Origin of the sequence: Myxococcus stipitatus DSM 14675, from assembly GCF_000331735.1 — a bacterium.
In the GTDB taxonomy this organism is placed as follows: domain Bacteria; phylum Myxococcota; class Myxococcia; order Myxococcales; family Myxococcaceae; genus Myxococcus; species Myxococcus stipitatus.
Genome location: NC_020126.1, coordinates 8,035,267 through 8,057,905 on the forward strand (window position 1 = coordinate 8,035,267; position 22,639 = coordinate 8,057,905).

The window sequence follows — 22,639 nt, forward strand, 5'->3', positions numbered from 1 at the left end:
GACGGCTAGCCCTTCGTCACGGCGGGGGCGTTGAGCAGGCTCAAGAGGTCCGGGCCCACGTGGGTGATGTCACCGGCGCCCAGCGTCAGCACCAGGTCGCCCTCGCGCAGCCGAGGCAGCAGCGCCGCGGGCAGGTCCGTGCGCTTGGGGACATACGTCACGTCACGGTGCCCGTGCGCGCGGATGGCGTCCGCCAGCGCGTCTCCCGTCGCTCCGGGAATCGGCTCCTCACCGGCCGCGTAGACGCTGCTGACGAAGAGCACGTCCGCGTCGTTGAACGCGGTGGTGAACTCCTTCATCAGGTCATGCGTGCGCGTATAGCGGTGCGGCTGGAAGGCCACCACCACGCGCCGACCGAACGCGCGGCGCGCGCCCGCGAGCGTGGCCAGCACCTCCGTGGGGTGATGACCATAGTCATCCACCACGGTGATGCCCTTCGCCTCGCCCTTCACGGTGAAGCGCCGCTGCACGCCGCCGAACTCGGCCAGCGCGGTGCGCACCGTCTCCAGCGGGATGTCCATCTCCTCCGCCACGGCGATGACGGCCAGCGCGTTGAAGGCGTTGTGCGCGCCGACCATGCGCACGCGGAACTCACCCAGCGCCTCTTCACGGCGGAACGCCTGGAACGTCGTGGTGAAGCCGTCCAGGGAGATGCTCTCCAGGCGGTAGTCCGCCATGTGCGAGCTGCCGTACGTGACGAAGCGCTTCTCGATGCGCGGCAGCAGCGCCTGGACGTTGGGGTTGTCCAGGCACAGCACGTTGAGGCCGTAGAACGGCACCCGGTTGCAGAACTCCACGAAGGCCGTCTGGAGCGTCTCCAGCGAGCCGTAGTGGTCCATGTGCTCCGGGTCGATGTTGGTGACGATGGAGATGGACGGGTGCAGCTTGAGGAAGCTGCCGTCGCTCTCGTCCGCCTCCACCACCATCAGCTCGCTGTTGCCCAGCTTGGCGTTGGAGTCGAGGACGTTCACCTTGCCGCCCACCACCGCCGTCGGGTCCAGGCCCGCGGCGCTCAGCACCGTGGCCACCATGGACGTCGTCGTCGTCTTGCCGTGGCTGCCGGCCACCGCGACCGAGTACTTCAGCCGCATCAGCTCCGCGAGCATCTCCGCGCGCGGGATGACGGGAATCTTGCGCTGGCGCGCGGTGACGACCTCGGGGTTGTCCTTGCGCACCGCCGACGAAATCACCACCACGTCGGCCTGGACCAGGTTCTGCGCCTTGTGTCCCTCGAAGAGGGTGGCGCCCATGCGCGCCAGGCGCCGGGTGATGTCGCTCTCCTTCAAGTCGGAGCCGGACACCCGGTAGCCCAGGTTCAGCAGCACCTCGGCGATGCCGCTCATGCCGATGCCGCCGATGCCCACGAAGTGCACCTGCGCGGCATGCCGCGTCTTGAAGAGACTCTGAGGCTTGTTCTTCGTCACGACTCGCTCCTGGGTGCCTTCTTCGCCTCGGGGGTGGCGCGCTCGCGGCCACTGGGGCCCCAGGTCTGCACCATCAGGTCAACACACACGTCCGCCAGCTCCTTCGCCGCCTCGGGACGGCCCAGCAGCGCCGCCTTCTTCTCCATGCCCTTGAGACGCTCCGGCTGCGACTTCAGCGTCCGCAGCGTCTCCGCCAGCTTCTGCCCCGTCAGCTCCGACTCCTGGAACATCAACGCCGCGCCCGCATCCACCAGCGCCCGCGCATTCACCGTCTGGTGGTCATCCGTGGCGTGCGGGAAGGGAATGAGGATGCTCGCCTTCTTGCACACCGTGAGCTCCGCCAACGTGGTGGCGCCCGCGCGACAGACGACGAGGTCCGCCTTCGCGTACGCGCTCGACATGTCGTCGATGAACTCCACCACCTCCGCCTGGAAGCCCTTGTCCGCGTAGCCCTTGCGCACCATCTCCAGGTCGTTCTTCCCCGTCTGGTGCACGAAGCGCACGTCGCCCTTCAAGTCGCCCAGCGAGTCGAGCGCCTCCAACATCCGCTGGTTGATGCCCCGCGCGCCCAGGCTGCCGCCGAAGACGAGCACCGAGAAGTTCTCGTGCGCCACGTGGCTGCGCAGGTAGTTGTCCATCAGCTTGCGGCGGATGGGGTTGCCGATGAGCTGCACCTTCTTCTCGGGGAAGAAGCGCCGCGCCTCCTCGAAGGCGATGAAGACCACGCGCACCACCTTGCCCAGCACCTTGTTGGTGAGGCCCGGCAGCGCGTTCTGCTCCTGGATGGCGGTGGGGATGCCCATCAGCCACGCGGCCAGCACCACCGGCCCGCTCGCGTAGCCGCCCACGCCCACCACCACGTCCGGCTTCTGCCGCACGAGGATGCGAAACGACTCGATGAAGGCCAGGGGCAGCGCCACCAGCGCCTTGAGCAACGAGAAGAGGCCCTTGCCCTTGAGGCCCTGCACCTTCACCAGCTCCAGCGGATAGCCCTCGCGCGGAACCACGCGCGCCTCCAGGCCTCGCTCCGTGCCCACGAAGACGACCTCATTGGCGTGGTGACGCGTCACCACTTCTTCCGCCAGCGCGATGCCGGGGAAGAGATGTCCACCGGTGCCGCCTCCCGCGATGAGCACCTTCACGCCGCCACCTCCCTCAACTCCGAGCCTGCTCGCGAGCTTTTCGGCGCCCCCTGCGCACTGGCGCTCAGCGACAACAACACCCCCGCCGCCGACATCAGCACCACCAGCGACGTGCCGCCGTACGAGACGAACGGCAGCGTCAGCCCCTTCGTCGGGAGCAGCCCCATGGCCACGCACATGTTCACCGTGGCCTGGAACGCGATGATGGAGGTGAAGCCCAGCCCCAGGTACGTGCCGAAGGTCTCCCCCGCCGCCAGGCTCGCGCGCACGCCGCGCCACAGGACGATGGCGTAGAGCGCGACGAGCACCCCCACGCCCACCAGCCCCGTCTCCTCACCCAGGATGGAGAAGATGAAGTCCGTATGGGCTTCCGGCAGGAAGAAGAGCTTCTGTCGCCCGTCCCCCAGGCCCAGGCCCACCACGCCGCCAGAGCCGATGGACATGAGCGACTCCGCCACCTGGTAGCCCACGTCATGGCGATGCGCCCACGGGTCCAGGAAGGCCAGGATGCGCTTCATCCGGTACGGGCTGGAGGCGATGGCCACGTAGGCCAGCGGCAGCGCGAGCAGGATGGAGCCCACCAGATAGCTGAGCTTCGCGCCCGCGGCGAACAGCAGCACGAACAGCATGAACACCAGCAACACGCTGCTGCCGAAGTCCGGCTGGAGCATGCAAAGCATCACCAGGATGCCGCAGAGCGCCAGGTGCGGGAGGAAGCCCACGGAGAACGTCGCCACCTTCTCGCGCTTCTTCGCCAGCGAATAGGACAGGTAGACCACCCACGCGAACTTGGCGACCTCCGCCGGCTGGAGGCTGAAGCCCGGCAGCCGAATCCAGCGCCGCGCGCCACCCGCCGTCGAGCCGATGCCCGGAATCGCCACCAGCACCAGCAGGACGATGGCCGCGAGCAGCAGCGGATACGCCCAGCGCGCCAGCTTGCGCCACCCCACCTTCATGGCCACGGCCATGGCCACCAGGCCCATGCCGGCCGCGGTGAGCTGCCGCTTGAAGAAGTACAAGCTGTCTCCCAGCTTGTCCTGCGCGAGCACCGCGCTCGCCGAGTACACCATCACCAATCCAATGGTGACGAGGGCCAGCACGGCGCACAGCAGCAAGGGGTCGAACCGCACGAGCGAGGTCGACGGAGGAGAGGTCTTCATGCCGTCACAGCGCTCCGACCAGGCGCTTGAACGTGTCGCCCCGGTCCTCGAAGTTCTTGAACTGATCGTACGACGCACACGCGGGTGACAGCAGCACCGTCTCCCCCGCCTTCGCCAGCTCTCGCGCCTTCTCCACCGCCACCGCCAACGTCCCGCACGCGTGCACCTGCGCGCGTCCCGCGTACGCCTGCGCCAGCACGTCCGCGTCCGCGCCGATGGTCAGCACGCCCTTCACCTTGCCCAGCCCCTCTTCCACCATGGGCGCGTACGGCGCGCCCTTGCCCTTGCCGCCGGCAATCAGCCACAGCCCGCTTCGGAAGGCCCTCAGCGCCACCAGCACCGAGTCCACGTTCGTGGCCTTCGAGTCGTTCACCCACTCCACCCCGTCCAACACCCGCACACTCTCCAGCCGGTGCGGCAGGCCCGGGTAGCTGTCGAGCCCCGCCTGCACCGCGTCGGCCGACACCCCGCCCAGCCGCGCCAGCAGCGTCGCCGCCATCGCGTTCTGCGCGTTGTGCGCCCCGCGCAGCGCGCGGTTGTTCAGCCGGTAGTGCTCGCCCTGGAAGTCCAGCCGGAAGCCGCCCTCCTCCGCGACCGCCAGCCCCGCGAGCACCGGCGCGTCCACCACCGGCTTGCCCGTCACGCTGAAGCCGTACACGGGCACCTTCGCCTGGCGCGCCAGGCCCATCACCTCCGCGTCGTCCGCGTTCACCACCGCGAAGTCTCCCGCGCGCTGGTGATGGAAGATGCGTGCCTTGGCCTCGCCGTAGGTCGAGTGGCTCGCGTACCGGTCCAGGTGGTCCGGCGTCAGGTTGAGGATGACGGCGCCGCGCGGGCGAAGCGTCTGGATACCCTCGAGCTGGAAGCTGGACAGCTCCACCACCAGGGCATCCCAATCCCCGGGCGACATCGCCGCCTCGCTGAAGGGCCGGCCCAGGTTGCCACCCACGAAGGTGCGACGGCCGCTCTTCGCGAACAGCTCCCCCGTCAACGCCGTGGTGGTGCTCTTGCCGTTGGTGCCGGTGATGCCGAACAGCGGCACCGACTCCAGGAAGCGCGACGCCAGCTCCACCTCGCCCCAGATGGGCACTCCGGCGGCGGCGGCGGCTCGCAGCTCCGGGAGCGCCAGCGGCACGCCGGGGCTCACCACCACCAGGGCCTGCGACTCCAGCAGACCCTGCGGTGCGGGGACCGTGACCAGCGTGGCCCCCAGCGACTTCACCTCGCGGGCCACGTCTCCCAGCGCGTCCTCACCGCGAGCATCCAGCGCGGTGACGTGCGCGCCGTGCTGTCGCAACAAGCGCAGCGCCGCCACGCCGCTCTTCGCCAGCCCGTACACCAACACCTTCTGCCCGGACAGCGAGACCGTCATGGATGTGCCACCTCTCGAGGAGACTCAGCGCAGCTTCAGCGATAGGAGCGCCACGCCACCACAGAGGATGGAGACGATCCAGAAACGGACGATGATCTTCGGCTCGGCCAGGCCCTTGAGCTCGAAGTGGTGATGCACCGGCGCCATCTTGAAGACGCGCTTCCCCGTCATCTTGAAGGAGGCCACCTGAATCATCACGCTCAGCGCCTCCGCGAAGAAGATGCCGTGGATGATGGCGGACACCACCTCGTTCTTGGACAGCACCGCCAGCGCGCCCAGCGCGCCCCCCAGCGCCAGCGAGCCGATGTCGCCCATGAAGACGGAGGCCGGGTAGGTGTTGAACCACAGGAACGAGATGCCCGCACCGACGATGGAGGCGCAGAACACCGCCAGCTCCGCCCCGCCCGGCACCTGGAGGATGCCCAGGTATTGATACAGCGGCGTCGCCACCAGCTTCGTCGCCCCGCCCACCGTCACCGAGTCCGCGATGCTCAGCGTCGTGCCCGCAACGTAGCAGAGCACCGCGAAGGTGATGGCCGAGACGATCGTCGGGACGATGGCGAGCCCGTCCAGGCCGTCGGTGAGGTTCACCGCGTTGGATGTGCCCACGATGACCAGCCACGCGAAGACGACGTAGAACCAGCCCAGGTCCAGGTTGAACCAATGGGAAGGGATGAAGGGCAGCGTCAGCCGCGTATTGATGAGCAGCGTGGGACTGAAGGAGCCATCCGGCTGCGTCCACGTGGTCAAGAGTCCGAAGACGGCCACCAGGTAGAAGAAGGTCTGCAGCGCCATCTTCTTGCGCCCGGCCAGGCCCTTCGAGTTGCGCTTGGACAGCTTGAGCCAGTCGTCCAGGAAGCCGATGAAGCCGTAGCCGAAGGTGAGCAGCAGCACCACCCAGATGACCCGGCTCTTCAGGTCCGCGAAGAGCAGCGTGCCGGCCGCGATGCAGATGAGGATGAGCGTGCCACCCATGGTGGGCGTGCCCTTCTTCTTCTGATGCGAGTCCGGCGTGTTCTCGCGCACGTTGCTCTGCCCGTACTGATTCAGCCGCAGCCTGTCGATGAGGCGCGGACCAATCAGCATGCCCAGCACGAGCGCGAAGACACCGGCGGCGATGATGCGGAAGGTGGGGTAGCGCAAGAAGTTGAGGATGCGCCCCGCCTCCGTGTTCTGGATGAGCTCGTAGAGCAGGTACAGCACTAGTGGTTTCCTCCGGAGGGCGCGACCGTTCCCGTCAGGGCGGCCACCACGCGCTCCAGCCGCATCCCGCGGCTCGCCTTCACCAGCACCACGTCCCGAGGCAGCAGCCGCGGCGTCAACCACGCCACCAGCGACTCCACCTCCGTGAAATGCGCCGCGGACCCACCCAGCCCCGCGCGCTTGAATCCCTCGGCGGAGCGGGGCCCGAAGAAGGCCACCAGCGCCGCCTTGCTCCCGGCGAGCTCGCCCAACCGCGCGTGCTCCTCCATCTCTCCCGGGCCCAACTCCAGCATGTCGCCCAGCACCGCCACCGCACGGCCGTCGGCCGTCACCAGCGTGCCCAGCGTCTCGAGCGCCGCGTCCATCGACGCGGGGTTCGCGTTGTAGCAGTCGTCAATCACCGTCACGCCGCCCCGCCCCGCCACCACGTTGAGGCGCCGCGAGTACGGACGCGCCATCTCCAGCCCCCGCACGCACTCCTCCGGCGTGTAGCCCAGCGCCAGCGCCACCGCGAAGGCCGCCGTGGCGTTCTGCGCGTTGTGCGGACCGATGAAGGACAGGCGCACCGGCCACTCGCGGCCCAGGTGGCGCACCGTGGCCACCATGCCCTCGAGCCCCTTCGTCTCCACCGAGACCAGCCGCACGTCGGCGCTCTCGGCGCGACCGAACGTCAGCCGGTTCGCCGCGCTGCGCTCGGCCTGGGCGGGGATGAGCGCATCATCCACGTTGACCACGATGGTGGTCCCCGCGCCCATCTCCTGGAACATCTCTCCCTCGGCGTTCGCCACGCCCTGAAGGCTGCCCAGGCCCTCCAGGTGCTCCGGCTGGACCACGGTGATGACACCCGCGTCCGGCTGGACCACCCGGGTGAGCCGCTCGATTTCGCCGGGCTGGTTCATCCCCACCTCGATGACCGCCGCCACGTGCTGGGGCTCCAGCCGGAACAGCGTCAGGGGGACACCGATTTCGTTGTTGAAGTTGCCTTCCGTCTTCAGCGCCGGCCCTCGCGTGGCCAGGATGGCGCCCACCATCTCCTTGGTGGTCGTCTTCCCGTTGGAGCCGCCCACCGCGCAGATGGGGATGCGGAAGCGCTGACGGTGGTGGCGGCCCAGGGCCCCCAACGCCCTCAGCGTGTCTTCGACTTCATAGAGGACGAAGCCCTCCGGCAGCACCGGCAGGGTACGGCCCTTCGCCACCACCGCGGCCGCGGCGCCACCCCGGGCCGCCGCGTCCACGAAGCTGTGTGCATCGAAGCGCTCGCCCACCAGGGCCACGAAGAGGCAGCCCTGGGTGAGCGCGCGCGTATCGGTGCAGACCGCGGTGAAGCCGGCCGGCCCCGAATCTCCACGCCGGGTCGCCCCGGTCGCCTGCACCACCTCTTCGTCGCTGAATCGAGCTGCCATACGGGTGGGGGAGTCCGGGCCGCGCCGCCTTCGTCAGCCGGGAGTGCGGTTCGCCAACGCCTTCGCCGCCGCCTGGCGGTCATCGAAGGTGTGCTTCTCCTGGCCCACCTGCTGGTAGGTCTCGTGGCCCTTGCCCGCGATGAGGACGACATCGTCCGCCGTCGCCAGGCTGATGGCCTGCTCGATGGCCGCGCGTCGGTCCGCGTCCACCAGGTAGCCCTTCTCGCCAGACTTCGCCTTGGCCGCGGAGATGCGGCGCAGGCCGCTCTTCTCCAGGCCCGGCGTCACCTGACCGATGATCTCATCCGGGTCCTCGGTGCGGGGGTTGTCGCTGGTGATGACGGCCAGGTCCGCGGCCTCCGCGGCCACCGCGCCCATCAGCGGACGCTTGCCCTTGTCCCGGTCTCCACCGCAGCCGAAGACCACGATGACGCGGCCCTTGGCCAGCGCACGCGCGGCCTCCAGCGCACGCTTGAGCGCGTCGTCCGTGTGGGCGTAGTCCACCAGCACCGCCGGCGCCCCGCTCGGACCGTAGTTCTCCACGCGCTCCATGCGGCCTTCCACCGGCGTCATCCGCTCGATGCCGACCTTCACGTCGCTGCGCGAGAAGCCCGCGCCGATGCCGACACCCACCGCCAGGAGGATGTTCTCCAGGTTGTGGGGACCGAGCAGCTTGCTCTTCAGCGCGATGTCTCCCGAGGGCGTCTTCAGCGTGCCCGTGATTCCGGACAGCGAGAAGGTGACGTCCGCGGCGGAGATCTCACCATTGCCCAGGCGGCTGAACTTCCACGCCATGCGCTTCTGGCCACGCAGCTCGTTGTAGATGCGGCTGGCGTACGTGTCGTCGCCGTTCACCACCGCGACGCCCGAGGAGGACAGGTTCTCGGCGAAGAGCTTCCGCTTCGCCTGGAAGTAGTCTTCCATGTCCTTGTGGTAGTCCAGGTGGTCGCGGCTCAGGTTGCTGAAGCCCGCGGACTTGAAGGTCAGCCCGTGCACGCGCTCCTGCGCGAGCGCGTGGCTGGAGACCTCCATCACCACCGTCTCCACGCCCGCGTCCACCATCTCCCGGAAGATGCGGTGCAGCTCCAGCGCATCCGGGGTGGTGTTGGCGGTGGACACCGTCTTGCCACCGAACTTGTAGCCCAGCGTGCCGATGACGCCGGTGGACACATAGGCCGCCGAGCTCATCGCCTCCAGGAGATACGTCGTGGTCGTCTTCCCGTTGGTGCCCGTGACGCCCAGGAGCGTCAGCTTGTCGGCCGGGCGTCCATGGAAGTTCGCGGCGATGAGCGCCAGCGCCTTGCGCGCGCTGCCCACCTTGAAGAAGGGCACCTGCGAGGAAGGCACCGGCTTCTCGGAGACCACCGCCACGGCACCCCGTGACACGGCCTCGCCGATGAACTGGGCACCATCCTCCTTGGTGCCGGGAATGGCGATAAACAAGTCGCCAGGCTTCACACGCCGCGAGTCCTGGGTCACACCGGTGACGTCGACCGCGGAACGACCGCCCGAGGTCTGCTCGGCACCACACCCTGCGAGGACATCCGTCAGCTTCATCTCTTCCCCTTCACACGCATTGCAAGCACGGGGCCTGGAGTCAGCGCGGCCTTATTGCCGCGCCGCCAGCTCCAGCGTCACCCGGGCCCCCTTCTCCACCAGCGAGCCGGCGGCGGGGGTTTGAGACACCACACGACCACTTCCCTGTACCTGTGGCTCCAATGCCGCGGCGAGCAGCTTCACCACGGCCTCACGGCCACCGGCGCCCTGGACGTCCGGCACACGCACCGTGCCGAGGTCAGGGCTCTCCGAATCCGCCTCCACCAACACCGGCCGGACGGGCTCGGTGGCCTTGGCCACCGGCTTCGCCGCGGCAGGCGCGGAGGATGCGGCGGCCACGACTCCCCCAGGTGCCGCCGTCCGAGACGGAGGCACGGCCAGGTGAGCCATGGCGGCGGTCGCAATTTCCTTGAAAGCAGGGGCAGCCACGAACCCCCCGTACACGTCTGTCTTGGGTTCGTCCACCACCACGAGAATGACGATGCGAGGATCCTCGGCCGGCACCATGCCGACAAAGGAACCGATGCGCTTGTCCGAGTAGCCACGCGCCACCGGGTCCGCCTTCTGAGCGGTGCCCGTCTTGCCTGCCACCCGGTACTCCTCCATGAAGGCGCGCGTCGCGGTGCCACCCTTGCCCACCACGGACTCGAGCATGCCCACGACCTCCCGCGCCACCTTCGTGGATACCGCCCTGCGAACTTCCGTGGGGCGGTTCTCCAACAGCACGACTCCGTCAGGGTCCACCACCTTCGACACCAGGTAGGGACGCATCAGCACGCCATCGTTGGCCAGCGCACCAATGCCGGCCGCAATCTGCACCGCGGTGGCCGTCATGCCCTGCCCGAAGGACTGGGTGGCCAGGGAGACCTCCGCCTTCGGGAAGGGGATGACACCCCGGCCCTCGCCCGGCAGGGACAGCCCGGTGCGCTCGGCGAAGCCGAAGGCATGATAGCCGGCCACCATCTTCTCGCGTCCCAGCACCTGCGCCATCTTCGCCATGCAGATATTGGAGGACGTCCGGAGGATGTCCCGCGGGGCCAGCCACCCGTGGGAGCCGTGGTCATTGATGGTATGGCGGCCGACCCGCCAGGCGCCATTCTCGCAGAAGAAGACGCTCTCTGGCGTTATCGCCTTCTGGTCCAGCGCGGTTGCGACCACCAGCGGTTTGAGCGTGGAACCCGGCTCGAAGGTGTCCAGGGCGGCGCGGTTGCGCATCCCCGCGCGGGAGCTGGACTCCGGGGTGTTGGGGTTGAAGCGCGGGTAGTTGGCCAGCGCCAGCAGCTCGCCCGTCTTCGGGTCCAACGCCACCACCATGCCGGCGACGCCCTTGGCGTCCTCCACGGCCTTGGCCAGGGACTTCTCGGCCACGTACTGCAGATGCCTGTCCAGGGTCAGCGTGACGGCCGCGCCCTGGCGCTGGAGCTGATCCACCGCGCCCTGCACCAGCAGCTTGCGGCCCTTGGCGTCGCGGAAGCCCGACATGCGGGAGTTCTGGCCGGACAGCTCGTCCTCGAAGGCGAGCTCCAGGCCCTCCAGGCCCTTGCCGTCCAGGCCCACGGTGCCCACCACGTGTGCGCCCAGCTCGCGCTGCGGATAGAAGCGCTTGGGCTCCTTGGTGAAGCCCAGCCCCGGCAGGCCCAGGCCCTTCACCGCGGCCACTTCCTGCGGCTTGGCCTGGCGCTTCACCCACGCGAAGCGCTTGGCCCGCGTCAGACGCGCGGTCAGCTCCTCCGCGTCCATCTTCAGCACCTTGGCCATGGCGCGCGCGGACTGGCGCACGTCGGGCAGCATGGACGGGTCCACCCAGATGGAGTCCACCTCCACGCTCTGGGCCAGCGGCGCGCCACGCCGGTCGAAGATGTCGCCGCGGCGGGCTGGAATCTCAATCTGGCGGACGTACTGGTCCTGCGCCATGCCGCGCAGCTTCTCCTGCTCGAACACCTGGAGCTGTACCGCGCGGCCGAAGGCGACCCCCAGAAGGAGCAGGAAGAGGCTGAACAGCAGCTGCACCCGCAGCTTCAGGCCCTTCGCGTTGGGCTCGGGAGCCCGGGTCGCCTTGAAGTCCCTCACCGCCCGGCGCCTCCGCGTCCCGCCACCCGAACGCCGGGCTTGTCCTGGGACGGGGCGGGGGCCGAAGCGGATGCGCTGCCCCGCGCGGGCTTGTCCGCGCTCAGCGACACCACCGCGCTTCCGGCGGGCATGGCCATGCCCAGCTGCTCGCGGGCCACGCGCTCCAGACGGCCCGGGGCCTTGAGCGTGGCCAGCTCCAGCTTGAGGCGATCATTCTCCCGCGTGAGCGAGCGGCTCTCCGCCTCCGCGCGAGACAGGCGGTAGCCCATGTCCACCACCATCACCCGGCTGGTGACGTGGAGGATGCCCACCGCGGCGAAGAGGGCGAACAGGAGGACGGCCGGCAACAGGTGCATCAGCACGCCCGCCACCGACACGGAGCCACGCTGGGACGACGCCTTGCTCATCGCACTTTCTCCACCACGCGCAGGTGCGCGCTCCGAGAGCGGGGATTGACCTCCACCTCTTGCTCCGAGGCGGCCACGGCCTTCTTCGTCACGACGGTGAAGTTCCCCACGTAGCCACAGGCGCAGATGGGCAGGCCCGGCGGACACGTGCAGCGGCCCTCCAGCGCCCGGAACGCCTCCTTCACCTTGCGGTCCTCCAGCGAGTGGAAGGAGATGACCGCCGCGCGGCCTCCCACCTTGAGCAGCGAGGGCAGCGAGGACAGCAGCGCGTCCAGCGCCTCCAGCTCCTGGTTGACCGCCATGCGCAGCGCCTGGAACGTCCGGGTGGCGACATGGATGCGCGTGGGCCACGCCTTGCGAGGCACCGCGCGCTTGACGACCTCCGCCGCCTCCAGCGTGCGCGTGGGCAGCGCGCGCTTGAGCTCGCGGGCGATGGGCCGCGCGAAGGGCTCTTCACCGTATTCCTTCAGGATGCGCACGAGCTCCTGCTCGTCGGTGGAGGCGATGAGCTCCGCTGCCGTGAGGCCATCCGCGCCCATCCGCATGTCCAGCGGGCCGTCCTTGGAGAAGGAGAAGCCGCGCTCGGCGACGTCGAGCTGGGGCGAGGACACGCCCAGGTCCACCAGCACGCCATCCACGGGCATCAGGTCCGAGGCCACCCGCGGCAGGTCCGCGAAGTTGCCCTCGCGCCCCTGGAAGCGGGGGTTGGGCCCCAGGCGGGAGGTGGCCGCCGCGAGCGCCACCGGGTCGCGGTCGACGCCCACCACGGACGCCCCTTGAGCCAGGAGCGCCTCCGTGTGGCCACCACCACCCAGTGTGCCGTCGATGATCACCTTCCCCGCTCCTGGCCGAAGCAACTCGACCGCTTCACGCAGCAAGACGGTGTGGTGCTGGAAGTCCGAGGCCCCCACGAGCACTCAGACGAAGGGAGCCCGCGCGAGCGCGAAGGCGGCGCGTGCATCGTTCATGTGCGGGTAGATTTCAAACGCGTCGTGCGCGCCGGCGGCCCGGAAGATGGCGGCCAGGTACGGAGACAGACCGGACAGCTTGAGGTCGCCTCCCGCGCGGCGCAGCGCCTCCGCCCGGGACATCAGCGGCTTGACGCCCCGGTAGTTGAGGTGCCCCACCTCGGACAGGTCCAACACCACCTGACGCATCCCGCGGTGCATGCGCTGGGTGAGTTCGTCGCACAGCTTCACCAGGTCCTGCTCGTCGAGCTCGCCCTCCAGCATGAGCGTCTCCACACGCTCCGCGCCCACCACCGCGCTGGTCGCCCTCCGCCGTACCTCCAGAACCTGATTCATACGCGTACCACCCTCTCGGGACTCACGCCTTCTGTCGACTTTCCGGCTACGCGTGCCGCAGCTCGGAGAGCACCTTCATCACGTCCGCGGAGGTCGCTTCCTGGCGGGCCTCTTCCTGGGCCTTCGCCCAGCCCTCGCGGCTCCACAGCTCGATGACCTTCACCATCCCCGCCCACACCACGTCCTTCTCCAACCCCGCATAGCTTCGAAGTGAGGGGGGGATGAGCAGGCGGCCCAGCCTGTCCAACGGGCACTCCTGGGCGCTCGCCACGTACAGCCGCATCAGCGTCTTCACCCCGGGCTCCATGGGGTTGCGCCGCGCGAGAGACGCCTCGAGCGCCTCCCACTCCCGCACCGGGTAGGCGTGGAGGCACCGGTCCAGGGCTGTCGTGATGATGAGCCGCTCGTCATACGCCCCGACCAGGGTTTCCCGGAGCTTCGCCGGGAGGCTCGTCCGCCCCTTCGCGTCGATCTGGTGCTCATAGACGCCTCGGAACACAGGGGACGATCCACCTTTTCAGCCCACGAAGGGATGAAGCTCCACTCCTTCCCACTTCTTGCCACTACCGGGCGGCATTCATACGCGGGCCCCCCAGGGGGGTCAAGAAACCGCAACAGGTCGGTACACGCCGCCGGTGGGTCCACGACATCCAGACAACCCGTCACACCTGGAAGGTCAGGTGTTTGCCGCGTTGCGGCGCCCTACCCGTCAGACTGGGGTAAACTTGAGCTCCCTCTTGGAAGAGCGCAGAGTGACGGGTGCGTGAACAAGAGCGTGCGACTGAAGGTGGCCTACAAGAGCCCGCAGTCCCTGGTGGGGGAGTACACGCGCAGCGTGGGTCAAGGAGGCGTCACCCTGCGGACGCGCCGGAGCCTGCCGCTGGGCACTCGATTCACCTTCGAGCTGTATCTCGGAGGTGTCCCCCGACCGGTGGAGGTCCTGGGTGAGGTGGTGGCGGTGGAGCCGCCTCGCGAGGAGCCGGGCTACCTGCTCACGGTGCGCTACGGCGCGGGCGAGGACCGCTCGCCCCTGGACGCGGTGCTCCAGCGCATCTTCTCCGCGCAAGAAACAGAAGGACTGCGGCGCTTTCCCCGGCTGCCGCTGACCCTGCGCGCGGCGGAGGCCACGCCGCTGTCGCCGGCCTTCCTGGTCCGGGACATCTCCCGGGGAGGCGTGGGCCTGGAGGTCATGGCGCCCGCCCTGCCCCGCCACGTGCGCGTGGGGACGCCCTTCCTCCTGGAGATGGACTTGATGGGGGGCGAGCTCGTCCTGCACGGCGAGGTGGTGTGGACCTCGTCGATTCCTCGCAAGGACGCCGCCACGGTGACGCCGGGCTTCGGCGCGACGTTCGGAAGGCTGCGCGCGCCCATGCAGCAGAGGCTGGACGCGCTGCTCGCCCTGGAGTCGCTGCCCCCCGCGCCCTGGAAGGCGCGGGTGAGCTTCGGCATGGACGCGGTGACGCGGATGCCGTGACGGCGTCGGCTACGCCGCGAAGGGGTAGCCGCCCGCGGACTCGACGGCGGCCATCACCGTCTCCCGGACCTCCGCCGGGTCATACGGCGTGAAGGTGTCGAGCGTCCCCAGCCGTCCCAGCTCCTTCGCCAGCGCGTCCCCCTTGAGGGTGGAGCACAAGGCGCGGCGCATGCGGTCCTGGATGCGGGAGGTGCTGTCGAAGGCGATGGTGCGAATCAGCGCCACGCGCACCGGGTCCAGCTTCCCGTCGGTGGCGGCCTGCCGCGCGCGAGCCACCATGGAGTCGAGCGCGAACGCATCCATCACCACGTCGGTGAGGGCCGCGAGCACGTCCTGGTGCTTCTCCAGCTCCGGGCCGAAGGTCTGCGCGGCCAGGCTCAGGCCGTGGAGCGCCAGGCGCTTGGCGGCCTCGGCGGCCACCTCCTGCGGCGCCAGTTCGTCCTGGGTCCGGGCCTGGGGCTTCTCACCGCGCGCCATCTCCTCCGCCACGTTGCCCGCCATGGCGAACAGCGGCAGGTCCCCCTTCACCGCGCGCTTGAGGAGCATGCCGGTGATGAGCATGCGGTTGATTTCGTTGGTGCCCTCGAAGATGCGGTTGATGCGCGCGTCGCGGTAGGCGCGCTCGACGGGGTACTCCTCGATGTAGCCCGCGCCGCCGTGCAGCTGCACCGCGTCGTCCACGAGCTGCCACAGGGCCTCCGAGCCGTAGACCTTCATGATGGAGGACTCGATGGCGTACTCCTCCACCGCGGCCAGCAGATGGGACTCGAAGTCGGGCGCGGACTTGTCGCGGGCGGCGAGGCGCGCGTCGACCAGGCCCGACGTGCGGTACGTCATGCTCTCCAGCGCGTGGATGAGCGCCGTCATCCGCGCCAGCTTCTCGCGCGAGAGCGGGAAGCGGGAGATGGGCGTGCCGAACTGCTTGCGCTCCTGGGCGAAGCGCAGCGCTTCGGCGAGCTGGAGCTTCATACCCCCGAGCACACCCGCGCCCAGCTTCAAGCGGCCGTAGTTGAGGATGTTGAAGGCAATCTTGTGGCCCTTGCCCACCTCGCCCAGCAGGTTCTCCACGGGGACGCGCGCGTCCTCGAAGTAGAGCGGACACGTGGACGAGCCCCGGATGCCCATCTTGTGCTCCTCGGGCCCCACGGTGAAGCCCGGCGTGTCCTTCTCCACGATGAAGCCGGTGAACTTGTCGCCGTCCACCTTGGCGAAGACGACGAACACGTCCGCGAAGGCCGCGTTGGTGATGAAGAGCTTGGAGCCGTTGAGGATCCAGTGCTTGCCGTCCGGCGACAGCACCGCCTTCGTCTTCGCGCCCAGCGCGTCGCTGCCGCTGCCCTGCTCGGTGAGCGCGTACGCGGCCACCCACTCGCTGGTGGCGAGCTTCGGCAGGTACTTCGCCTTCTGGGCCGCGTTGCCGAACCAGACGATGGGCAGCGTGCCGATGCCCACGTGCGCGCCGAAGGTGACGGACCAGGAGCCGTTGAGGCCCATGGCCTCCGCGAGCAGCAGCGACGTCGTCTTGTCCAAGCCCGTGCCGCCGTAGGCCTCCGGGATGTCCACGCTCAGCAGGCCCAGCTCCCCCGCCTGACGCAGCAACTCACGCAGCAGGACGTTGTCCTTGTGCTCGATTTTGTCGGCCTGCGGGAGCATCTGCTCGTGACTGAACTGAAGTGCCGTCCGGAAGAACATGCGCTGCTCTTCCGAGAAGGTCTCGGGCGTGACGATGGGGGACGCGCCGACCTCCTGGAAGAGGAAGGCACCGCCCGGGGGAACATCCTTCGACGCAGCCGGCGTATTGGCCGTGGACATCTCGAGACCTCACAGGGTGCGCGGAGGGTTCAACCTCCGCCGAGCGGGCGCCATGTCCCGCTCATGACAAGCAACTCCGCGAACCATCATAGGAGGTGTCACGAACCGGTCCGCCCTTTTCTCGTGGGAACGTCGAACCTCGCACCGGCGGTGTCCTCAGACTCGCGGGCCACTGGCCCCACCCGCCGTCCGTGACTATCCCGGGCACTCCAGGTTCTTGGAGCCCCCATGCGACGCGTCCCCACGGCGTTCTGTTTCATCTTCATCCTGAGCTGCGTTCTCGGCGCCTCTTCCTCCCACGCGGCCCAGGACTCCCGCGCCCTCTCCTCGGAGCTTCGCGAGGGGCCGCGCATCCCACGCTGAGCCTCACCCCGCGTCGCCCCCGTGGCGAGGCGTGGGGAAGACCAGGCACAGCGTCTCGAAGACAGGCGCTCCCGGGGCCGAGAACACGGCGCTCAGCGCTCGCGCGGCTTGCGCCACCTCGGTGCCGAAGGACGGCACCAGGCAGAGGTCCTCGGACGTCTTGAAGCGCCCCTTGAGCAACGCCAGTCCCCGCCGCAAGGTCGCCAGGTCCTGCTTCCCCTCTCGCACGGGCACCGACGGGCCATTCGCATCCGGACCGGGCAGCTTGCCCACGCTGGTGCTCAGCTCGAAGCCATCCGCGCGCTGGATGATGCGCAGCTTTCCGGGCGCGACCTCCGACAGCCACGCGCGAAAGCCCTCCTCGTCGCGCAGCACCAACGGGTAGGCCACGGGGGCGTCCGGATGCGCCAGCCACACCGCCTCCGCGGAGTCGCGCAAGGCCGCGAACAGCTCCGAGGTCTGCGCCAGGAACGTGTCCGCGTCCGGCACCACCAGGACCACCCGCCCCTTCACCCGCTCCGAGAGCCGCGCGGCGGACTCCGGGCGCAAGGGCTCGAACAGCTCCGTGCCCACGCGCACCTGCTCTCCGGCCACCAGCAGCTTCAGCGCATCCGAGGGAGGGACTTCGCCATAGACCGGCGCCGCCTCGCTGGGACCTGGGCCGCGGGCGTCCTCACCGCCCGGAGCCTTCGTGGCGAGTGTCGGCAGCGGCGCGGGCTTCAAGGCCTGAAGCGGCTCCGCGGTCTTCTCCTCGCGACAGCCCACCGCCACGAGCATCAGCCCCGACACCACTCCCGCGCTGGCCCACGTCCTCACGGAGTCGTCGTCCCCGCGCTGGCCGGGGGGGCCGCGAAGGCTTTCGCCACACACGCCGCATCCGCCAACCCGAGCCCCACCGCGTGGTCCGCCGCCTCCTTCGCGTCCTTGAACAGCACCATGCCCGCGAAGCGCTTCGCATCCGACGAGCGTCCCGCGTCGCGGATGTAGATGGCCTTCACGCGCCCCGGGAACTCCTCGCGAATCTGCGCGTACACCTCGGGGTCCTTCTCTCCCGAGTCCCCCACCAACACCACGGGCAGCGAGAACTGCATCAGCAGTCGGCGGATGGTGGGCTGCTTGTAACCGGACAGCGACCCAGGGCCCAGGTCTCGCAGATACACACCGAAGCCTGACGGGAAGGCATGGCGCTCCAGGAAGCCCTGCACGCGCGGCAGGTACTGGATGGGGGAGCCACTCACCAGCGCGAACGCGGACGCGGACGCACCTCGCAGGCAGCCGTAGAACCCCGCCATCCCCAACACCACCTGCTGCGAGTCGGAGTCCTTGAGCAGCGCGGCCTGCACCAGCTTCGTCGGCTTCGTCACGTGCGTCAGCGCGAGCGTGTCGTCGAAGTCGGAGACCACGAGCAGCGGCGTCGACTCCGGCAACACCTCCACTCGGGCCGTGGTGCTGGCCCCCTCCACGGACGCGTGTGCTTCCGAGGCGCCCGCCTTGAAGCGCTGGCCTTCGGGTGGAATCAGGTTCACCTCGAAGCCGCCATCGTCGCGGCTCGTGACGACCGCGGTGACGTCCTGGAAGCGCACCGTTACTTGGGCCCCCACCCAGTTGGGAGCAGCCAGGCGCCGCAGGTTCCTCGACAGCGCGGTGCTGCTCTCCGCGGGGGCTTCCTTCAACACGCGGCCATGCAGGCTGACGCCCTCCGGTCTCCCGAGCACCGGCGCCAGCAAGACGGCAGGAGCCGCCAAAGCGTGGGAAACACTGAGAACCGCCATCACGGCTAAAAGGCGAGAGAGCGTTTTCATCGGAATTTTCTCGTGTTAATGTTTGCCAAGCCCTGATGATAGCTTCTCACGGGCCTTGCGAGGCGTCGTGGAGGGGTAGCACAGCGGCCGTGCGCCCCGAGGAGCCGGAAGACACGTGGAGCACCCGCCCGAAGGGCTCGATTTCGGCAGGTACACGTTGCTCGAGCGCATCGCGACGGGCGGCATGGCGGAGATATTCCGCGCTCGTATGACTGCCATGGCGGGTGTCACCAAGCCGGTGGTCATCAAGAAAATCCTCCCGGGCTTCGCGGACAAGAGCGCCTTCGTCTCCATGTTCGTCAACGAGGCGCGCATCGCCGCGGGCCTCAGCCACGGCAACATCGCCCAGGTCTTCGACTTCGGTGAGGTGGCGGGCCAGTACTTCATCGCGATGGAGTGGGTGGACGGACACCCGTTGTCGCGTGTGCTGCGGCGAGCCCGGGAGAAGGGGCACTACACCCTGCCGCAGCCGCTGGCCCTGCTGATGACGGCCGAGGTGCTCAAGGGCCTGGCCTACGCGCACACGCGCCTGGACGACCGGGGCCGGCCCCTGCACATCGTCCACCGCGACGTCAGTCCGCAGAACGTGCTGCTCAGCTTCGAGGGCCAGGTGAAGCTGGTGGACTTCGGCATCGCTCGGGCCCGGCTCGCGGGCGGGCTCATGTCCGATGAGCCCGACGGCATGGGCAAGTACGCGTACTTCGCGCCGGAGCAAGCCCGGGGGCGGGAGCTGGATGCGCGCGCCGATATCTTCGCGGCGGGCACGCTCTTGTACGAGACGCTGTGCGGACGCCGGCCGTTCGAGGGCGATGCCACGGATGTGATGCGGAAGATTGCCCTGGGGGACTTCCCGCGCCCTCGGGAGCTGGCGCCGGACATCCCCTCCGCGCTCGAGCGCATCCTCCTCACCGCGCTGGCCGTGGAGCGAGAGCAGCGCTACGCCTCCGCGGAGCTGTTCGCGGAGTCGCTCACCCGGTACCTGAACACCACCACGCCGGACATCTCTCCCAGCGCCCTGGCTCACTTCATGGGCTACCTGTTCGAGGCGGAGCTCGTGGCGGACGGGCGGCCCGTGCTGCTGCCTCGGGAGTTCCTCTCGCAGCTGTCCCGGTGGACGCGTGTGTCCTCGGAGCGCCGCGCCTTCCGCGAGCCCGCGGCCCCCGAGGTATCGCGCGGAGATCGCATCACCGAGCCGGTCCCCACACCGGAAGATCTTCGCGTCGACACGTCGAGCGAGGTGCCCGCGTCGCCCGGAGCCGAGCCTGGCTCCGTTGGCAGGGGACGCAGGGAACGCACCACCCAGCCCATCCCCGCCGTGCCTGACTCGGCCTCGGGCGCCGAGGGTCCGCGGACAGACGGTGAGTCGGCGGGGCAACCTCCGCACTCGGCATCCGGGACGGAAGCAGCGCCCCCGACGTCCTTGTCACACTCGACGTCGTCGACGGACGGGGTGCGCTCCACGGAGCTCGCTTCGTCGCATCCGCGCTCGACACCCTCGACCGGAGTCCCGCTACCGACGCCCCAGGCTTCGTCGCCTCCCCGCTCGACTCCGCCCACGGGCGAGACCCCGCTGACGGCCGCCGAGCCCTCGCGCCCCTCTCCGTTCCTGAGTCCTCCCACCGGAGTGCCTCCGCCACCGGACCTCGCTCCGACGACTCACGCCCCACCGTCCCGCCTGGGCTTCCGCCTCGCGGCCCTCGGCGCGCCGGTGCTCGCGGCCCTCGGCGCGGTCCTCGTCGTGATGGTCCTCGGCCGCAACGGCACCTTCTCCGTGGAGCTCAGCTCCTCGCCTCCTGGCGGAGCCATCCGCGTCGATGGTCGCCCGCTCGACTCCGTCACCCCCGCCCTCCTCACGCACCTGCCCGCCGACGGTGAGCACCTGCTCGAAATCCAGATTCCCGGCATGGTCCCGTGGAGCCAGGTGGTCCGCGCCGAGCGAGGCTCGACCCTCGCCGTCCACGCGCGGCTTCGTCCACGAATCAACACCTCCTCCGCCCCGGGAACCGCGTCCGCCAAGGCCGCGAACACGCCCCCCCTCCAGGACGCGGACTGGGCCCCCGGTGGGTTCCGCATCTCCGCCGTGAGCCACGCCTTCCGCGTCCCGGTATCCTCCGCCGCTCGCGTCCCACTCGACCCGGCCCGGACCTACCTGGTGCACACCGAGGGACGGATGTCGCTCGGCGGGCCCATGTCCGTGGAGCACGCGGGCTACTTCCTCGAGGGCGACAAGAACCTCCCCGCCCACGAGTCCTTCGGCGTCCTCGGCCCCGACGAACAGCTCATCCGCAACGCCGCCAGCCTGTACGTCTTCGTCCTGGACGCCCACCGCGAGGACAACCGGGGAGGTCTCCAGGTCCACCTGCGGGAGCTCGGCGGGCCCAGCTTCCCGCCCTTCCGGCTGGACGCGCGCCAGCACGCCGTGAAGCTCGCGCGCGCGGACCGCTTCGTCGTCCATGCGCTGGACCCCGGCACCACCTACGACGTCGTGCTGCGCTACACCGCCGAGCCTGCCCGGACCCGAGGCCTGAGCGGCGGCCCCGTGGGGCGAGTGCTTGGACTGGTGGGAACGGACCCGGGCCCCGAAGGCTCGCCCAGCGGCCTGGCGCTCCTGGAAGTGGGCCAGCCCGCCCGCCTCCGAGGCGCGTCGTGGCTCCAGCTCGCCTTCCCGGACGACCATCTGGCCGACAACACCGGCACCCTCCTGGTGGACATCGTCCCCGTGGTCCGCCCCTCGGAAGCAGGGATGCCGCCAGCGGGCCACCGGCACGGCCGCCCGACCCCGTGAGCCTGCTACAGCCGTGCAGCGGCCTGTCGCCGAAAAGTTGATCCCCCCGGCGAGCCCCCTACCCTGGGCAACAAGGAGGGCTCAACATGTTGAAGCTGGTGGCAGTGGCCGCAGTCGGGGCCGTGGTCCTGGGGACGATGGGACTGTCCGGCCGGGTGGATGCGCGACCGGGGAGCACCGAGGGAGAGCCGACGCAGGCGCAGGTGGAGGCGGCGCTGGACGCGCGGCAGAAGGAGTTGCTGGGCATCTTGTTGGAGGCTCAGCGGACGGGCGAACGCACGGCGTCGGTTCACCGGTAATCTCGTGGCGTCGAACGCGACTCGGTGCTAAGCCCGGGCCTCCTTTGACGTCTACCTGCCCGCGAGGGGGACATGCCTGAAGGGTCCGCGTCACTCACACAACTCGCGGTCGACGACCGGGTCGTCTATCCGAATCAGGGTGTCTGCCGCGTCACCGCCATCGACACGAAGGAAGTGGCGGGACAGAAGCTCGTCTTCGTCACCATGCGTCGCGAGGAGGATGGCGCCGTGGTCATGGTGCCCCAGGCCAAGGTCGCGGCCATCGGTGTACGGAAGGTGGCTGGCCCCGAGGACGTGAAGAGCGTCTTCTCATTCCTTCGTGCGGACGGGGACAAGGCAGACCTCGACTGGAAGCAGCGCGCCCGCACCAACCTGGACCGCATGACGCAGGGAGGAATCCTGGGTCTGGCCGAGGTGGTGAAGGACCTCCAGGTCCTCAGTGAGCTGCGTCCGCTGCCCACCAAGGAGCGCGAGCTGTACGACAATGCCCGGCACCTGCTGGTGTCGGAGGTCGCCGCCGCGCTCGGCACCGCCGAGGTCAACGCCGAGGACGCCATCGACATCGTCCTCTTCCCGCCCGGCCGCGAGCGCCCCAAGCGCACCGCCGCCGAGTTCGCGAAAGGCGACGAAGACGACCTGGGTCTGGAGGGCGACCTCCTGGGACTCGACGGAGACCTGGACCTGCCCTCGGACGAGGAGCCGCAGTCGGAGTCCTCCGACGAGGAGAGCTCCTCCGACGAAGAGGGCGAGGAAGGCGAGGAGAAGTCCGACGAGGAGTCCGCGCCCAAGAAGCGCGGCCGTCCCCCGAAGGAGAAGCCCGCCGCCGAGGAAGGCGCGGAGCCCGCCGCGCCCAAGAAGCGCGGCCGTCCTCCCAAGCCCAAGCCGGAGGCACCTCCGCCCGGCGCGGAGGCCCCCGCCCCCAAGAAGCGTGGCCGTCCTCCCAAGGCCAAGCCGCCCGAGGTGGCTGGCGCCGAACCCGCCGCGCCCAAGAAGCGCGGCCGTCCTCCCAAGGCGAAGCCCGCCGAGGGTGGAGAGGACTGACAGTCGACCTGGAAGCCGGCC

The 22,639-nt window shown here is 69.4% G+C and carries 20 protein-coding genes; 5 read left to right on the forward strand and 15 right to left on the reverse strand.

The window, feature by feature from the left end:
* Positions 1-5: 5 nt before the first annotated feature.
* From murC to mraZ, 12 genes are read right to left on the reverse strand one after another with little or no spacing between them, the layout of a single operon-like run.
* Complete coding sequence (gene murC, locus MYSTI_RS30740) at positions 6-1,424, reverse strand: UDP-N-acetylmuramate--L-alanine ligase (RefSeq protein ID WP_015351720.1); 1,419 nt, start codon at positions 1,422-1,424, stop codon at positions 6-8.
* A complete protein-coding gene (gene murG, locus MYSTI_RS30745) occupies positions 1,421-2,566 on the reverse strand; it encodes an undecaprenyldiphospho-muramoylpentapeptide beta-N-acetylglucosaminyltransferase (protein WP_015351721.1) in 1,146 nt (381 codons plus the stop codon). Before murG ends, murC begins: the two co-directional genes overlap by 4 nt.
* Complete coding sequence (gene ftsW / locus MYSTI_RS30750; RefSeq protein WP_015351722.1) at positions 2,563-3,726, reverse strand: putative lipid II flippase FtsW; 1,164 nt, start codon at positions 3,724-3,726, stop codon at positions 2,563-2,565. The genes murG and ftsW overlap by 4 nt, the downstream gene beginning before the upstream one ends.
* A gap of 4 nt (positions 3,727-3,730) precedes the next feature.
* Positions 3,731-5,098 (reverse strand): UDP-N-acetylmuramoyl-L-alanine--D-glutamate ligase, encoded by a 1,368-nt coding sequence (gene murD / locus MYSTI_RS30755; RefSeq protein WP_015351723.1) that lies wholly within the window; start codon positions 5,096-5,098, stop codon positions 3,731-3,733.
* Between the two features lie 24 nt (positions 5,099-5,122).
* On the reverse strand, positions 5,123-6,301 hold the full coding sequence (gene mraY, locus MYSTI_RS30760) for a phospho-N-acetylmuramoyl-pentapeptide-transferase (RefSeq protein ID WP_015351724.1): 1,179 nt from the start codon (positions 6,299-6,301) through the stop codon (positions 5,123-5,125).
* The gene (locus tag MYSTI_RS30765; protein ID WP_015351725.1) at positions 6,301-7,704 is read right to left on the reverse strand and encodes a UDP-N-acetylmuramoyl-tripeptide--D-alanyl-D-alanine ligase; all 1,404 of its coding nucleotides are present in this window, start codon (positions 7,702-7,704) and stop codon (positions 6,301-6,303) included. The genes mraY and MYSTI_RS30765 overlap by 1 nt, the downstream gene beginning before the upstream one ends.
* Before the next feature lie 33 nt (positions 7,705-7,737).
* Positions 7,738-9,261 carry a UDP-N-acetylmuramoyl-L-alanyl-D-glutamate--2,6-diaminopimelate ligase gene (locus MYSTI_RS30770; RefSeq protein ID WP_015351726.1) on the reverse strand — a complete coding sequence of 508 codons (1,524 nt, stop codon included), beginning with the start codon at positions 9,259-9,261 and terminating at the stop codon, positions 7,738-7,740.
* Between the two features lie 51 nt (positions 9,262-9,312).
* Complete coding sequence (locus tag MYSTI_RS30775; RefSeq protein ID WP_015351727.1) at positions 9,313-11,331, reverse strand: PASTA domain-containing penicillin-binding protein; 2,019 nt, start codon at positions 11,329-11,331, stop codon at positions 9,313-9,315.
* Positions 11,328-11,738 carry a cell division protein FtsL gene (ftsL, locus tag MYSTI_RS30780; protein ID WP_015351728.1) on the reverse strand — a complete coding sequence of 137 codons (411 nt, stop codon included), beginning with the start codon at positions 11,736-11,738 and terminating at the stop codon, positions 11,328-11,330. Before ftsL ends, MYSTI_RS30775 begins: the two co-directional genes overlap by 4 nt.
* Complete coding sequence (gene rsmH, locus MYSTI_RS30785; RefSeq protein WP_044281731.1) at positions 11,735-12,649, reverse strand: 16S rRNA (cytosine(1402)-N(4))-methyltransferase RsmH; 915 nt, start codon at positions 12,647-12,649, stop codon at positions 11,735-11,737. Before rsmH ends, ftsL begins: the two co-directional genes overlap by 4 nt.
* Positions 12,650-12,655: 6 nt before the next feature.
* The gene (locus tag MYSTI_RS30790) at positions 12,656-13,042 is read right to left on the reverse strand and encodes an STAS domain-containing protein (protein ID WP_044281733.1); all 387 of its coding nucleotides are present in this window, start codon (positions 13,040-13,042) and stop codon (positions 12,656-12,658) included.
* 46 nt (positions 13,043-13,088) lie between these two features.
* Positions 13,089-13,541, reverse strand: a complete 453-nt coding sequence (gene mraZ, locus MYSTI_RS30795) for a division/cell wall cluster transcriptional repressor MraZ (protein WP_015351731.1) — start codon at positions 13,539-13,541, stop codon at positions 13,089-13,091.
* A 264-nt stretch (positions 13,542-13,805) separates the two neighbouring features.
* On the opposite strand from mraZ, the gene MYSTI_RS30800 reads away from it, so the two are divergent.
* Entirely contained in the window at positions 13,806-14,516 is a 711-nt protein-coding gene (locus MYSTI_RS30800; protein WP_015351732.1) for a PilZ domain-containing protein, read from the forward strand.
* A gap of 9 nt (positions 14,517-14,525) precedes the next feature.
* Here MYSTI_RS30800 and MYSTI_RS30805 read toward each other — a convergent pair whose 3' ends face one another.
* Positions 14,526-16,328, reverse strand: coding sequence for an acyl-CoA dehydrogenase FadE (locus tag MYSTI_RS30805; RefSeq protein ID WP_015351733.1), 1,803 nt, complete (start codon positions 16,326-16,328; stop codon positions 14,526-14,528).
* A 228-nt stretch (positions 16,329-16,556) separates the two neighbouring features.
* Here MYSTI_RS30805 and MYSTI_RS45415 point away from each other — a divergent pair, with 228 nt between their 5' ends.
* On the forward strand, positions 16,557-16,691 hold the full coding sequence (locus tag MYSTI_RS45415; protein WP_267881033.1) for a hypothetical protein: 135 nt from the start codon (positions 16,557-16,559) through the stop codon (positions 16,689-16,691).
* Positions 16,692-16,694: 3 nt separating this feature from the next.
* Here MYSTI_RS45415 and MYSTI_RS30810 read toward each other — a convergent pair whose 3' ends face one another.
* Both MYSTI_RS30810 and MYSTI_RS30815 read right to left on the reverse strand, forming a co-directional pair.
* Positions 16,695-17,468 carry a hypothetical protein gene (locus MYSTI_RS30810; RefSeq protein WP_044900766.1) on the reverse strand — a complete coding sequence of 258 codons (774 nt, stop codon included), beginning with the start codon at positions 17,466-17,468 and terminating at the stop codon, positions 16,695-16,697.
* 35 nt (positions 17,469-17,503) lie between these two features.
* Positions 17,504-18,406, reverse strand: coding sequence for a phosphatase domain-containing protein (locus MYSTI_RS30815; protein ID WP_233278011.1), 903 nt, complete (start codon positions 18,404-18,406; stop codon positions 17,504-17,506).
* Between the two features lie 202 nt (positions 18,407-18,608).
* On the opposite strand from MYSTI_RS30815, the gene MYSTI_RS44930 reads away from it, so the two are divergent.
* The 3 genes from MYSTI_RS44930 to MYSTI_RS30830 all read left to right on the forward strand — a co-directional run bounded on the left by MYSTI_RS44930 (position 18,609) and on the right by MYSTI_RS30830 (position 22,618).
* Positions 18,609-21,278, forward strand: coding sequence for a serine/threonine-protein kinase (locus tag MYSTI_RS44930; RefSeq protein WP_015351736.1), 2,670 nt, complete (start codon positions 18,609-18,611; stop codon positions 21,276-21,278).
* An 86-nt stretch (positions 21,279-21,364) separates the two neighbouring features.
* Positions 21,365-21,577 carry a hypothetical protein gene (locus MYSTI_RS30825; RefSeq protein ID WP_015351737.1) on the forward strand — a complete coding sequence of 71 codons (213 nt, stop codon included), beginning with the start codon at positions 21,365-21,367 and terminating at the stop codon, positions 21,575-21,577.
* A gap of 72 nt (positions 21,578-21,649) precedes the next feature.
* Entirely contained in the window at positions 21,650-22,618 is a 969-nt protein-coding gene (locus MYSTI_RS30830; protein ID WP_015351738.1) for a CarD family transcriptional regulator, read from the forward strand.
* Positions 22,619-22,639: the final 21 nt, after the last annotated feature.